Annotated in this window: 14 protein-coding genes; 12 read left to right on the top strand and 2 right to left on the bottom strand. The window is 61.8% G+C overall.

From position 1 onward, the window contains the following. The first annotated feature begins 16 nt into the window (after positions 1-16). Complete coding sequence (locus BSG19_RS23040) at positions 17-1,444, top strand: gamma-aminobutyraldehyde dehydrogenase (RefSeq protein ID WP_092990349.1); 1,428 nt, start codon at positions 17-19, stop codon at positions 1,442-1,444. Between the two features lie 88 nt (positions 1,445-1,532). Here BSG19_RS23040 and BSG19_RS23035 read toward each other — a convergent pair whose 3' ends face one another. Then, on the bottom strand, positions 1,533-2,297 hold the full coding sequence (locus tag BSG19_RS23035) for an IclR family transcriptional regulator domain-containing protein (protein ID WP_244529394.1): 765 nt from the start codon (positions 2,295-2,297) through the stop codon (positions 1,533-1,535). Positions 2,298-2,424: 127 nt separating this feature from the next. Here BSG19_RS23035 and BSG19_RS23030 point away from each other — a divergent pair, with 127 nt between their 5' ends. The 8 genes from BSG19_RS23030 to BSG19_RS22995 all read left to right on the top strand — a co-directional run bounded on the left by BSG19_RS23030 (position 2,425) and on the right by BSG19_RS22995 (position 8,606). Continuing rightward, the gene (locus BSG19_RS23030) at positions 2,425-3,132 is read left to right on the top strand and encodes a 3-oxoacid CoA-transferase subunit A (RefSeq protein WP_092990348.1); all 708 of its coding nucleotides are present in this window, start codon (positions 2,425-2,427) and stop codon (positions 3,130-3,132) included. Continuing rightward, the gene (locus BSG19_RS23025) at positions 3,129-3,818 is read left to right on the top strand and encodes a 3-oxoacid CoA-transferase subunit B (RefSeq protein ID WP_092990347.1); all 690 of its coding nucleotides are present in this window, start codon (positions 3,129-3,131) and stop codon (positions 3,816-3,818) included. The genes BSG19_RS23030 and BSG19_RS23025 overlap by 4 nt, the downstream gene beginning before the upstream one ends. Before the next feature lie 12 nt (positions 3,819-3,830). Continuing rightward, a complete protein-coding gene (gene pcaF / locus BSG19_RS23020; RefSeq protein ID WP_092990346.1) occupies positions 3,831-5,036 on the top strand; it encodes a 3-oxoadipyl-CoA thiolase in 1,206 nt (401 codons plus the stop codon). A 190-nt stretch (positions 5,037-5,226) separates the two neighbouring features. Beyond that, entirely contained in the window at positions 5,227-5,778 is a 552-nt protein-coding gene (locus BSG19_RS23015; protein WP_244529393.1) for a DedA family protein, read from the top strand. A gap of 57 nt (positions 5,779-5,835) precedes the next feature. Next, positions 5,836-7,368 carry a helix-turn-helix transcriptional regulator gene (locus tag BSG19_RS23010; RefSeq protein WP_092990345.1) on the top strand — a complete coding sequence of 511 codons (1,533 nt, stop codon included), beginning with the start codon at positions 5,836-5,838 and terminating at the stop codon, positions 7,366-7,368. A gap of 130 nt (positions 7,369-7,498) precedes the next feature. Further along, on the top strand, positions 7,499-7,678 hold the full coding sequence (locus BSG19_RS23005) for a CsbD family protein (protein ID WP_092990344.1): 180 nt from the start codon (positions 7,499-7,501) through the stop codon (positions 7,676-7,678). Between the two features lie 88 nt (positions 7,679-7,766). Further along, positions 7,767-8,027, top strand: coding sequence for a BON domain-containing protein (locus tag BSG19_RS23000; protein WP_170866084.1), 261 nt, complete (start codon positions 7,767-7,769; stop codon positions 8,025-8,027). A 57-nt stretch (positions 8,028-8,084) separates the two neighbouring features. Further along, positions 8,085-8,606, top strand: a complete 522-nt coding sequence (locus tag BSG19_RS22995) for a DUF992 domain-containing protein (protein ID WP_092990342.1) — start codon at positions 8,085-8,087, stop codon at positions 8,604-8,606. A gap of 85 nt (positions 8,607-8,691) precedes the next feature. On the opposite strand, the gene BSG19_RS22990 is transcribed toward BSG19_RS22995, so the two are convergent. After that, on the bottom strand, positions 8,692-9,576 hold the full coding sequence (locus BSG19_RS22990) for a LysR family transcriptional regulator (protein ID WP_092990341.1): 885 nt from the start codon (positions 9,574-9,576) through the stop codon (positions 8,692-8,694). Between the two features lie 105 nt (positions 9,577-9,681). Here BSG19_RS22990 and BSG19_RS22985 point away from each other — a divergent pair, with 105 nt between their 5' ends. The 3 genes from BSG19_RS22985 to BSG19_RS22975 all read left to right on the top strand — a co-directional run bounded on the left by BSG19_RS22985 (position 9,682) and on the right by BSG19_RS22975 (position 12,209). Then, positions 9,682-10,404, top strand: a complete 723-nt coding sequence (locus BSG19_RS22985; RefSeq protein ID WP_092990340.1) for an SDR family oxidoreductase — start codon at positions 9,682-9,684, stop codon at positions 10,402-10,404. A gap of 14 nt (positions 10,405-10,418) precedes the next feature. Further along, positions 10,419-10,679: an Atu4866 domain-containing protein gene (locus BSG19_RS22980; protein WP_092990339.1), complete on the top strand. Its 261-nt coding sequence runs from the start codon at positions 10,419-10,421 to the stop codon at positions 10,677-10,679. A 417-nt stretch (positions 10,680-11,096) separates the two neighbouring features. Next, complete coding sequence (locus tag BSG19_RS22975) at positions 11,097-12,209, top strand: Gfo/Idh/MocA family protein (RefSeq protein ID WP_092990338.1); 1,113 nt, start codon at positions 11,097-11,099, stop codon at positions 12,207-12,209. Positions 12,210-12,234: the final 25 nt, after the last annotated feature.

Here is a 12,234-nt window from a genome sequence, read left to right as displayed (position 1 = left end):
GAACAGGAGATCGACCATGGACACGGACCTTTTGATCGGCGCGCGCTTCGAAGCCGGCACGGAGGCGGAAGAGCAGATCCTCAACCCGAAAACCGGTGCGAAAATCCTTGCGCTTGCCGAGGCGTCGCACGGGCAGATCGATGCGGCGGTGGACGCCGCCGAGCGCGCCTTCACGTCATGGTCGCGCACGACGCCGGCCGAGCGTTCGACCTATCTTCTGCGGATAGCCGACGCGATCGAGCGCGATGCGGATGGCTTCGCGAGCCTTGAAGCCCTGAATTGCGGCAAGCCTCTGCATGCCGTGCGCAACGACGAGATCCCGGCGATCGTCGATTGCTGGCGTTTCTTTGCCGGTGCCATTCGTATGCTGAACGGCCCGGTTGCGGGCGAATACCTGCCCGGGCACACGTCGATGATCCGGCGTGACGCTATCGGCGTCGTCGGCTCCATCGCGCCGTGGAACTACCCTTTGATGATGATGGCCTGGAAGCTCGCACCGGCACTGGCCGGCGGCAACACGGTTGTCTTCAAGCCCTCGGAGCAGACGCCGCTGACCGCCCTGAAGATGGCGCGGCTCGTTGCGGACATCCTGCCGGAGGGCGCCGTCAACATCATTCTTGGCCGCGGCGAAACCGTTGGCAATGCGCTGATCAACCACCCGAAGATCGCGATGGTTTCGATCACGGGCGACATTGCGACCGGCAAGAAGGTGCTGACGGCCGCTGCAAAGACCGTGAAGCGAACCCATCTGGAACTCGGCGGCAAGGCACCTGTCATCGTCTACGACGATGCCGATCTTGATGCCGTCGTTGCCGGCATCCGCACCTTCGGCTTCTACAATGCCGGACAGGACTGCACGGCCGCCTGCCGCATCTACGCGCAGGACGGAATCTACGAGAAACTGGTCGCCGACCTTACTTCCGCCGTCTCCAGCATCACCTTCGGATCGGAGAACGATGCCGAAAACGAGATCGGCCCGCTCATTTCGGCCCGCCAGCGCGACCGGGTATCGAGCTTCGTGGAACGCACCAACGAGGCGCGGCACATGGAAGTCACGACAGGTGGCGCGCGAGGCCCGGGCGATGGTTTCTTCTTCCAGCCGACCGTTATTGCCGGGGCGCTGCAGGACGACGAGATCGTCCGCCGCGAGGTGTTCGGCCCGGTCGTCTCCGTCACACGCTTCCAAGAGCCCGAACAAGCTGTGACCTGGGCAAACGACAGCGACTATGGCCTTGCCTCGTCCGTCTGGTCGAAGGACATTTCGCGCGCCATGCAGACAGCCGGCCGTCTGCAATATGGCTGCACCTGGATCAATACGCACTTCGCTCTCGTCAACGAGATGCCACATGGTGGCCTGAAACAGTCGGGCTACGGCAAGGACCTCTCGGTCTACGCGCTCGAGGACTACACTGCCGTGCGCCACATCATGATCGCCCACGGCTAAACGCGAGGCCGGGTGCAGAGCCCGGCCCGTCCGCCATGATCAGGGCCACGCCCCGCCGCCGAGGCGGGAGGCATCTCTTGTCAAAGACCTAGTTGAGGATCCGGGAAAGGTCGTTCCGCACCCGAAGAAGCGGTTCGAGACTGTTTTGCGCAACGGCATTCACCGTGTCCGACGATGCGGGAAAGCCGGTATTCAGCGCTGCGACCACCTGCCCGCGAGCGTTGGCGAGCGGAACCGCAATTGATCGGAGACCAAGTTCCACCTCCTCGCTGACGGTCGCATATCCCTGTGTGCGAACCGTCTTCAGTTCGCTCATCAGCCTCTCGATATCTGTCACCGTGTGCGGCGTCCGCTGGATGAGCGGCGCTGAGCCGAGGAGACGTCGTGCCGCCTCTTCCGGCAGAGCCGCCAGCAGGACCCGTCCCATGGAGGTACAATAGGCCGGCAGGCGCGAGCCCGGCATCAGCGCGATCGACATCACCTTCCGTTGCGCGGCCCGTGCGACATAGACAATTTCGCTTTCGTCGAGGATGGCGACCGATGTGCTCTGGCCGATTTCTTCGGAAAGCTTATCCAGCCATGGCTGGACGATGCGGGGCAGCGGCATGGTCGCGAGGCAGCCGGTCCCCAGCCGCAGGACGCGCGGCGTGACCGTAAAGAACTTGCCGTCATAAGCGCAGTAGCCGAGCTCGGCGAGCGTCAGCAGGCATCGCCGCGTCGTCGCCCGGTCGAGTCCGGCAATCGCAGCGGCTTCGGAAATGCTCAGGCGCGGCGTATCCACCGTAAAGGCCTCGATCACGCGCAACCCCTTGGCAAGCCCGCCCATCATATCGCTCTGCTTCGTCTCCACCATCGGCTCCATTCGTGCGATATTGCAACAACAAAACGATATCGCACATTTGCATTGCCGTCGATAGTTGCTCGCGTTACCCTTTTGGTGTTGCCGGCTTCGCAAAAGCCGGTTTCAGGCGGAGGATACAGTGGACAAGACGGTCAGCAGCACGGCGGAAGCCGTGAAGGATATCGGCGACGGCGCCACCATCATGATCGGCGGCTTTGGAGGCTCCGGCGCGCCGATCGAACTCATTCATGCGTTGATCGACAAGCGCCCGACCGGGCTGACGGTGATCAACAACAATGCTGGTAACGGCCGCATCGGCATCGCCGCCATGATCGACGCCGGCATGGTCCGGAAGATGATCTGCTCGTTTCCCCGCTCGTCGGATCCTCGCGCATTTACAGAGCGTTATCTCGCCGGGCAGATCGAGCTGGAACTGGTGCCGCAAGGCACGCTTGCCGAGCGCATCCGCGCCGGAGGAGCCGGCATCCCCGCCTTCTACACGCCGACCGCCTACGGCACCGAACTTGCCGAGGGCAAGGCGATCGCAGAGTTCGACGGCCGTCATTATGTGCAGGAGCGCTGGCTGAAAGCGGATTTCGCCATCGTCAAGGCCCATCTGGGCGACCGCCACGGCAATCTGACATACAGCAAGGCCGGCCGAAACTTCAATCCGCTGATGTGTATGGCGGCGACCACCACGATCGCGCAGGTCTCCCGGATCGTCGCGCCGGGAGAGATCGACCCGGAGCATGTGGTCACGCCAGGCATCTTCGTGAACCGCCTGACCGAGGTGGAACAGCCACAACAGGAAGAAGATCTCATCCGAGCCGGAGTATCCTACGCATGAGCACCGGCGATATCGACGACATCAAGCTTTCCAATGCGCAGATCGCGTGGCGCGCCGCGCAGGACATCGAGGACGGCGCCTATGTCAATCTCGGCATCGGCTTTCCGGAAATGGTGGCGCGCTATCAGCCTCCTGGCCGGCGGGCGATCTTCCACACGGAAAACGGCATTCTCGATTTCGGCGAGCCTCCGGCGCCGGGCGAGGAAGACTGGGACCTGATCAATGCAGGCAAACGCGCTGTCACGCTTAACCCGGGGGCAGCCTTCTTCCACCACGCCGACAGCTTCGCCATGGTGCGCGGCGGCCATCTCGACGTCGCCATTCTCGGTGCCTATCAGGTGGCCCAGACGGGTGACCTTGCCAACTGGCGGGTCGGCTCCAAGGGCGTGCCTGCCGTCGGCGGCGCGATGGATCTCGTGCATGGCGCAAAGCAGGTCTTCGTCATCACCGAACATGTGACGAAGGACGGCAAGCCGAAGCTGGTCGATGCCTGCACATTCCCGCTGACAGGCGTCGCCTGCATCACGCGGGTCTATACCAGCCACGCCGTCATCGACATTGCCGAAGGCCGCTTCGTGGTGCGCGAGAAGCTTGCCGCCGTGTCGATGGATGATCTTCAGGCCATGACCGGCGCACCACTTCATGTCGCCGCACCGGTCGTCGATCTCGTCGTACCCGAACTGTGAGGGGATTGAGCCATGCCAGACGCTTTCATCTGTGATTATATCCGCACACCCATCGGCCGCTTCGGCGGCAAGCTTGCTTCCGTTCGCCCCGACGATCTGGGCGCCGTCCCTTTGAAGGCATTGATGGCGCGCAACAGCGCGGTCGACTGGGAGGCAGTCGATGACGTCATTTTCGGATGTGCAAACCAGGCGGGCGAAGACAACCGAAACGTCGCCCGCATGTCGCTCCTGCTTGCAGGCCTGCCGGTATCCGTCAGTGGCACAACGCTCAACCGGCTTTGCGGCTCGGGTATGGATGCTGTGATAACGGCTGCGCGGGCGATCAGCGCCGGCGAAGCCGACCTGATGATAGCGGGCGGCGTGGAGAGCATGAGCCGGGCGCCCTTCGTGATGCCGAAGGCCGAAACCGCCTTCTCCCGCCAAGCCGAAATCTACGACACCACGATTGGCTGGCGCTTCGTCAATCCTCAGATGAAGGCGATGTACGGCGTCGATTCCATGCCGGAAACCGGCGATAACGTCGCCGCTGATTTCCATGTCTCGCGGGAAGATCAGGACGCGTTCTCGGTCCGCTCACAGGAACGGGCTGCGGCAGCCCAGGCCAATGGCCGCCTCGATCGGGAAATCACGCCGGTCAGCGTTCCCCAGCGTAAAGGTGAAGCTGTTGTCGTGGTGAAGGACGAGCATCCTCGTGCGACCAGCATCGAGGCGCTCTCCGGCCTCAAGCCGGTGAACAGGACCGGGAATGGCACCGTAACCGCCGGCAACGCTTCCGGCGTGAATGATGGCGCGGCAGCCCTGATCATCGCGTCCGAAGCGGGCGCGAAGCGTCATGGCCTCACTCCGATCGCAAGAATCATTGGCGGCGCTGCAGCAGGTGTGCCGCCGCGGGTCATGGGCATCGGGCCCGTGCCGGCAGCGCAGAAGCTTGCCAGGCGCCTCGGCATCTCGCCGACCCAGTTCGACGTGGTGGAAATCAACGAAGCCTTCGCCTCGCAGGCCATTGCCGTGCTGCGGGAACTCGGCATTGCGGAGGATGCCGGGCATGTGAACCGAAACGGCGGCGCTATCGCGCTCGGCCATCCGCTCGGAATGTCCGGCGCACGCATTGCCGGAACCGCAGCCCTCGAATTGTCCCTCGGCACGGGCCGCCACGCTCTCGCTGCCATGTGCATCGGCGTTGGCCAAGGTATTGCGATGGCGTTCGAACGCGTCTGAGGGCTTTCTTCCGATCACGGCCCTCTCTGAACTGTCGATGCGGAACGAATTCTCGTTTGCAGTCGCAGCGGCGTCGTCGGCTCTTCAAATAGCGATCCTGAGGACTATGTCCAAAAGCGATCGTTGATGGAGAGTGACGGATGGCGTGGATTTCAGGCGGCGCTTCGGTGTTCGGATCGGAAGCCCGTCCTTGGAAGCGCTGATCTCCGAATTCGGCATATGGGCCGTTCTCGTCGGGGCCGGGGTGGAGGGCGAGGCGGTCGCTTTTCTCGGCGGCGTCCTCGCCCATCGCCGTCTTCTCGTCTATTGGCAGGTGGCGGCCGCTGCGGCTTTCGGTTCGTTCATTGCGGACCAGCTCTTTTTCTTCATCGGCCGCCATGCTGGGCGCTTGCGGTTCGTGGAACGGCTTGAGGCGACGACGGCCATGCGCCGTGCGACCGACCTGCTGGAGCGCTACCCGGTCGGCTTCGTTCTCGCTTTCCGCTTCATATACGGCATGCGCATCATCAGCCCGCTGCTGATCAGTCGTACGGGCATTTCCGCACTCCGCTTCCTCGTCCTGAACGGACTTGCGGCCTGTCTCTGGGCCATGGTCATCACCGCCGTCGGATATCTTTTCGGGAACGCCGTCGAGATGGTGTTCGGACATCTGCGCCTGCACATCCACCTTCTCATTGCAGTTGCCGTTCTGGTTGCGGGGATCGTTGCGACCGCAATGTTCGCTCGCTCCCGATATCCGTGATTTTCCTGCTGTGGTTCCGCACCACCGCCAACCCCAGCGCACACGATGGAACAGAACATGCCCGAAGCCCTGGAAGCGCCGCCCCTCGACCGCGCCACCCTGCAGGAACTCCTCGGTGGGCTCAGCGAGGGGGTGATATTCCTCGACAGTCAGGCCCGCATCATCTGGGCGAATGAAGCGGCAATCGCAATGCATCGTGTGGAGTCGATCGAGGAACTCGGCGGTGATGTGAAGGGATATAGGCGGGCCTTCACGCTGCGCTATCGCAACAACCATCCGCTCGAAGAAGGGCAGTATCCGATCGAGCGTCTTCTGGCGGGAGAAACGGTCGAGGACGTCACGGTCGAAATCTCGCCGGCAACGGACCTGGATACGGTCTGGGTGCATACGAGCCGGAGCATGAGGATCTCCGGCAAGGCCAAAGGCGACGAGGTTCTGGCGCTGGTCCTTCGCGATGAGACGCCCCGCTTCGAAGCCGAGGAGCGGTTCGAGCGCTCCTTCAATGCCAATCCTGCCCCCGGTCTTATCTGTCGGCTGGACGATCAACGGTTCATCCGCGTCAATCAGGGATTCCTTGAGATGACGGGTTTCATGAAGGAAGACATCATAGGGCGGACCGTGGAGGCCATCGGTCTCTTCTCCCATTGCGAAAGCGGCGAGGATGCCTTGGCGAAGCTTGGCGAGGGCCGCGTCATTCGTCATCGCGAGGCGCTGGTTCCCCTGCCCGCCGGCGGTGATCGTCTGGTGATCGTGGCCGGGGAGCCGATAGCCGTCGTAGAAGAACCTTGCATGCTCTTCACCTTCGCCGATCTGGATGCGCGTCGAAAAGCGCAGAACGCGCTCCGGCAGAGCGAGGAACGCTTCTCGAAGTCCTTCCGTCTTTCGCCGGCACCCGCCGCCATCTCGCGGCTGGACGATTTCGTCTTCACCGAGGCGAACGATGCGTTCTTGCAGATCTCCGGCTACGGCCTGCCGGACGTCGTCGGCCGGACGGCGGGCGAGTTGCACCTGTGGGACGATATCGCTGCCCGCAAAGGACTTGAGCAGAAGCTACGCGACAACACTTTCGTGCGCGACGAGCCGATGCGGATGAAGCAAAAGGACGGTGCTTTCGCCGAGTGCCTCGTGTCCGCCGAGCGTGTCGAGATCAACGACGAGCAATGCGTCATCTGGGCCCTGCAGGACGTGACCGAGCGTCGGCGAAGCGAGGCGCAACTGGTGGAGGCGATCGAGAGCGTGATGGCCGACACCTCCTGGCTCAGCCGCTCGATCGTCGATCGTCTCGCGACGTTGAAGCAAACCTCGACCGCGGCTCCGACGGCACAGCTCGTAGCCCTGAGCGACCGTGAGCGGGAAATCCTTGGCCTGATCTGCAGCGGGCAGAGCGATGCGGATATGAGCGATACCCTCCATCTTTCCAAGAACACGATCCGCAACCACGTCGCCTCGCTTTACGGAAAGATCGGCGTCAACCGCCGCGCCGCCGCGGTCATCTGGGCGCGGGAACGCGGCTTTACCGGCCTGCCGGATGCAAAGCTGAGCAAACAGCCGCCGCGGCAGAAAAACAGCACAAAGCCTGCGAAGACCTGAAAAAAGGTCATTTGCTACTAGGCTGACTGGTAGTTTCCGATCTGAAATACATCAGCCATTCTGCTTATCTCCCGTCTCATGACAGCGAAACGGTCGCTGCCATTTGAACCTGTGTTGAAGGAGAACCGGAATGGACAAGAACCGTATCGAAGGTGGAGCAAAAGAAGTGAAGGGCACCGTGAAGGAGGCTATCGGCAAACTGGTCGGCAACGAGCGTCTCGAAGCAGAAGGCAAGATCGACAAGGCGGAAGGCGAAGCGCAAGGCGCGATCGGCAAGGGTAAGGACGCCATCAAGAGCGTTCTGAAATAGGCACAGACAGCTTCCAGCTCTCGACCACGGGATGCTGGACGCTGGCAAGAGAAACCCCTTGAGAACCCGACCTGGAGGCAGAGCCATCATGTTGTTTCCCGTGCTTTCAAATACCGTCCTCACACCTGATCTGGGGTCGACGGAAGCAACGATCGCTTGCGTGCTTGCCTACACCTACGGACTGGAAGATTGCCGGATCGACGTTTCGGTGACGGACGATCACGTCCTGCTCTCCGGGACGGCCCCGAGCAGCGAGGCGATCGAGATGGCCATCGGCATCGCCGCCGATCTCTCGCCACGCCGGGTTATCAGCGACGTCGAGATCGTTCCGCCCGTTGCACCTTGCTGAATACGCGCACGTCGAGCGGAACGCACCGAACAACATATAAACGTTTGGAGTATCCTTATGAAGAAGACCATCACGCTTGCTCTGGCTGCAGTCCTTGCACTTGGCACCACCGCATCGGCAGCCGACATGACGCCGTCGAGGAAGCATCATGCACGGCAGCAGGTTGCTGACGAGCCCCGCGAGCGGCTGGGCACGCTGTCCTGTGAGGTTGCCGGGGGCATCGGCCTGCTGATCGGGTCGAGCAAAGCTGTGGACTGCACGTTCAGGCAACGCGGCGGAAAGACCGAGCGCTATACCGGGACCATCGGCAAGCTCGGCATCGATGTCGGCGTGACGGGGAAATCCTACCTCAGCTGGATCGTCGTCAACACGGTCCCGACGACGATCGGTGAGGGCAGCCTCGCGGGCACATATGTCGGCGCTTCCGCCAGTGCTGCGGTGGGCCTTGGCCTCGGCGCAAACGCGCTTGTTGGCGGCAATGCCAGGAACTTTGGCCTCCAGCCGCTTAGCACGCAGGCGGGCACCGGCCTGAATGTCGCTGCCGGCGTATCGCGACTGCAGCTCCGGTCCGCAAACTGATCCGTACAAACGTTCTCTGAAGATAGAAGAGGCGGCACCGAAAAGTGCCGCCTCTTCTGCATGTGAGGCAGCAGGCCGATCCTCGTCAGCGCTTGAGATGATCGATGAGGGCCCTGAGCTTTGGCGCCATGTTGCGTCGGTTCGGATAATAGAGATAGAAGCCCGGAAAGCGTGGGCAGAAGTCTTCCAGCAACGGCACCAGTTCGCCGCGCGCGACCGGCAGGCGAAAGCTTTCCTCAAGACCGAACGTGATGCCTGCGCCGGCCATAGCCAGTCGGATCATCAGCGCCATGTCCGTCGAAGTGATGGCATCATCGACCGCTACCGAGAAAGCCTTTCCGTTTTCCTCGAATTCCCACCGATAGGGCGCAACGCTCAGCCCCGGGCGCCAGCCGATACAGCGTCTCTCGGCCAGCTCGCGCGGATGTCTCGGCGCACCGTTTGCGCGCAGATAATCCGGTGACGCAAAAGGAAGCTGTCGCTGGTCGGCGGATACCGGCACCGCGATCATGTCCTGCGCGATGACCTCGCCCAGCCTTACGCCTGCGTCATAGCCTTCCGCCACGATATCGAACTCCTCGTCCGTCACGGTGACATGCAATTTCACCTGCGGATGGGCCTGCGCGAAATCTGCGAGCAAAGGTCCGCTGAGAAAGCTTTCGGCTATGGAGGAGACCGCGAGGCGCAACTGCCCACGTGCAGGGCCGGCCATGTTGCCGGCATTCTCCGCGGCGGCACGCATGTCCGCCACCGGCGATGCAGAACGTCGATAAAGATCCTCGCCCGCTTCCGTCAGCGTCACGCTCCGCGTCGTTCGCGTCACCAGAGCGATCCCGAGTGTCGCCTCGAGCTTGCTTATCGTTTGGCTCACTGCCGACCGGGTAACGCCGATGCGGTCTGCGGCCGCACGGAAACTTCGCTCTTCGGCGACGATAACAAAGAGCGCGAGGGCATTCAGGTCCAGGTTCATTGGTTAGCTATCCTAACGGGTGAGGAAATGAATGAGCGGCTTATCGATACAATTCAGCAGCCGTATATTGAACGCATCCAAACCTGCAACAGGAAAGGCAGACAAATGGAAAAGATCGTTCTTATCACTGGCGCATCCAGTGGCATCGGCGCCGGCATTGCACGTGAGCTTGCCAGGACGGGCGCAACCCTCGCTCTCGGCGCCCGGCGTCTCGACCGGTTGGAGAGCCTTGCCGAAGAGCTTCGCGCAGAAGGCGCGACCGTCATGACCCGGTCCCTCGACGTTACCGACCGTGCCGATGTGGCAGCCTTCGCCGATGCAGCGCGCGAGGCTTTCGGTCGCGTCGATGTCATCGTCAACAATGCCGGCATCATGCCGCTCTCGCTGATGGCGTCGCTGAAGGTAGACGAGTGGGATCGCATGATCGATGTCAACATCAAGGGCGTTCTCTACGGCGTCGCCGCCGTCCTGCCGGAAATGGCGACGCGGGGTTCGGGCCACATCATCAACATCGCCTCGATCGGCGCCCTGAGCGTATCGCCCACCGCAGCCGTCTACTGCGCCACCAAATTTGCTGTGAGGGCGATTTCGGACGGGCTGCGGCAGGAGCACGACAATCTCCGCGTCACCTGCATCCATCCGGGCGTCGTGGAAAGCGAACTGGCGGGAACGATTACCGATCCTGTCGCCGTGGATGCCATGAAGGCCTATCGAGCCGTTGCCCTGACCCCGGACGCCATCGGCCGAGCCGTTCGCTTCGCAATCGAGCAGCCAGAGGATGTCGACATCAACGAGATCGTCGTCCGCCCGACGCGCTCGCCCAACTAAGGAAGGCCAGAGCAATGGAACACGAGAGCCACCCCTATGTCGGCCTTTGGCAAACGGAGGACGGCCACATTCGCCATCGGCTGCTGCCGAACGGCCGATATGACGAAGCCCGGGGCAAACGCGAGAGTGCCTATCAGGGACGATACGTCCTGACCGGTACGCACATCGATTATAGAGACGACACGGGCTTCACTGCCGATGGCGACTTCGTCGATGGCGTTCTCTACCACGCCGGCATGGTGCTGCGCCGCCGGGATGCCGGTTCGGATAGGTAGGACGTCTCGTTCTTCAGAACAGGTTGGCGGCGAACTACGACCATGGCGATGCCGCCAATCCACCCTCCTTCGCTGTCATCCGGCAGAAAGTCGAAAGATTCGATTTGACGGGCAGCACAAATAATGGAATGAAAATTCCAAGAAAGCCTTATATAGTATGTTTGTGACGTTAACTGCTCATCCCTGATTCCTTGACGTCGGGCTCTACCTTTTTCACGGTCCGAGCTGCTACCAGGATGAATCAATGAACCTATCTTCGTTACCGCCATCGCGATCAATGTATACCGCCAGAATAGACGTTCCAAAGAATGATACGCCACGCCCAACCGTTCCGATAAAGGCTGCGCGGCGCTTGTCCGCAACCAGCTTCCCAACAATCATCACCACGACTGCGAATAAACTGATCGGGAGACAAATATGAAAGCTTTAGGTGTCGGCCTGATCGGAACAGGATACATGGGGAAGTGCCACGCGCTTGCGTGGAACGGCGTTCGGCAGATCTTCGGAGACGTGCCTTCTCCCCAGGTCGTCTACCTTGCCGAGGCCAATGCCGACATGGCGGCAAGCCGCGCCAGCGCATTCGGTTTCCGCAAATCCACCGGGAACTGGCGCGACCTTCTGGCCGATCCCGACGTCGATGTCATCTCGATCACGACGCCCAATGCATTCCACCCGGAGATGGCAATCGCGGCGCTCGAAGCGGGCAAACATGTCTGGTGCGAAAAGCCGATGGCTCCCGCCCTTGCCGACGCCGAAGCCATGCTGACGGCTGCCCGCAAATCGGGCAAGACCGCCATTCTCGGCTACAATTACATCCAGAACCCCGCCATCGCCCAGATCCGCCGCCTGATCGAGGATGGGGCGATCGGCGCGGTGAACCATGTTCGCGTCGAGATGGACGAGGATTTCATGGCCGACCCGGAAGCGCTCTTCTACTGGAAGAGCGAGGCTGCATCCGGCTATGGCGCTCTCGACGATTTCGCCGTTCATCCTCTATCGCTGCTCTGGCATCTCTTCGGCCATGTGCAGGAGGTCATTGCCGACCTCGGCAAGCCGTATGCCGACCGTCCTGCCAAAGATGGCACGCGCCGCGAGGTCGAGAACCACGACATCGCGAGCGTGCTCCTCAAACTCGAAGGCAACATCTCTGCCGTGCTGATGGCCAATCGCTCAGCCTGGGGCCGGAAGGGCCGGATCGCGCTTCAGATCTTCGGGTCCAAGGGATCGATCCTCTACGATCAGGAGCGCATGAACGAATTCGAACTCTATACGACCAGTGGCCCGGAAGCGACGCGCGGCTTCGCTCGTGTTCTCACAGCCCCGATCCATGCGCCCTACGACCGCTTCATCCCCGCTCCCGGCCATGGCCTTGGCTTCAACGACCTCAAGATTATCGAGTGCCACCAGCTCATCAACGCCATCGCCGGCAACCCGTCTACCGCCGTTACCTTCGAAGATGGTCTGCAAATAGAACGAAGTGTGCACGCAATGGCGCAATCCTATCGGGAGCGTCGGTGGGTCACGGTTTAGGGCCAACCGCCCGGACCTTCCGAGC

The sequence above is a fragment of the Rhizobium sp. NFR03 genome, from assembly GCF_900111275.1.
GTDB lineage: Bacteria > Pseudomonadota > Alphaproteobacteria > Rhizobiales > Rhizobiaceae > Ferranicluibacter.
The sequence above is the reverse complement of the archived record's forward strand: the minus strand, read 5'-3'. Positions and strand labels throughout refer to the sequence as shown.

Excerpts from the sequence above, each read along its gene's own strand:
- BSG19_RS22980 (WP_092990339.1), top strand. The coding sequence starts at position 10,419 with ATGGAACACGAGAGCCACCCCTATGTCGGCCTTTGGCAAACGGAGGAC.
- BSG19_RS23035 (WP_244529394.1), bottom strand. The coding sequence starts at position 2,297 with ATGGTGGAGACGAAGCAGAGCGATATGATGGGCGGGCTTGCCAAGGGG.
- BSG19_RS22975 (WP_092990338.1), top strand. The coding sequence starts at position 11,097 with ATGAAAGCTTTAGGTGTCGGCCTGATCGGAACAGGATACATGGGGAAG.
- BSG19_RS23025 (WP_092990347.1), top strand. The coding sequence starts at position 3,129 with ATGAGCACCGGCGATATCGACGACATCAAGCTTTCCAATGCGCAGATC.
- BSG19_RS23010 (WP_092990345.1), top strand. The coding sequence starts at position 5,836 with ATGCCCGAAGCCCTGGAAGCGCCGCCCCTCGACCGCGCCACCCTGCAG.
- BSG19_RS23040 (WP_092990349.1), top strand. The coding sequence starts at position 17 with ATGGACACGGACCTTTTGATCGGCGCGCGCTTCGAAGCCGGCACGGAG.
- BSG19_RS22985 (WP_092990340.1), top strand. The coding sequence starts at position 9,682 with ATGGAAAAGATCGTTCTTATCACTGGCGCATCCAGTGGCATCGGCGCC.
- BSG19_RS23000 (WP_170866084.1), top strand. The coding sequence starts at position 7,767 with ATGTTGTTTCCCGTGCTTTCAAATACCGTCCTCACACCTGATCTGGGG.
- pcaF (WP_092990346.1), top strand. The coding sequence starts at position 3,831 with ATGCCAGACGCTTTCATCTGTGATTATATCCGCACACCCATCGGCCGC.
- BSG19_RS22995 (WP_092990342.1), top strand. The coding sequence starts at position 8,085 with ATGAAGAAGACCATCACGCTTGCTCTGGCTGCAGTCCTTGCACTTGGC.
- BSG19_RS22990 (WP_092990341.1), bottom strand. The coding sequence starts at position 9,576 with ATGAACCTGGACCTGAATGCCCTCGCGCTCTTTGTTATCGTCGCCGAA.
- BSG19_RS23005 (WP_092990344.1), top strand. The coding sequence starts at position 7,499 with ATGGACAAGAACCGTATCGAAGGTGGAGCAAAAGAAGTGAAGGGCACC.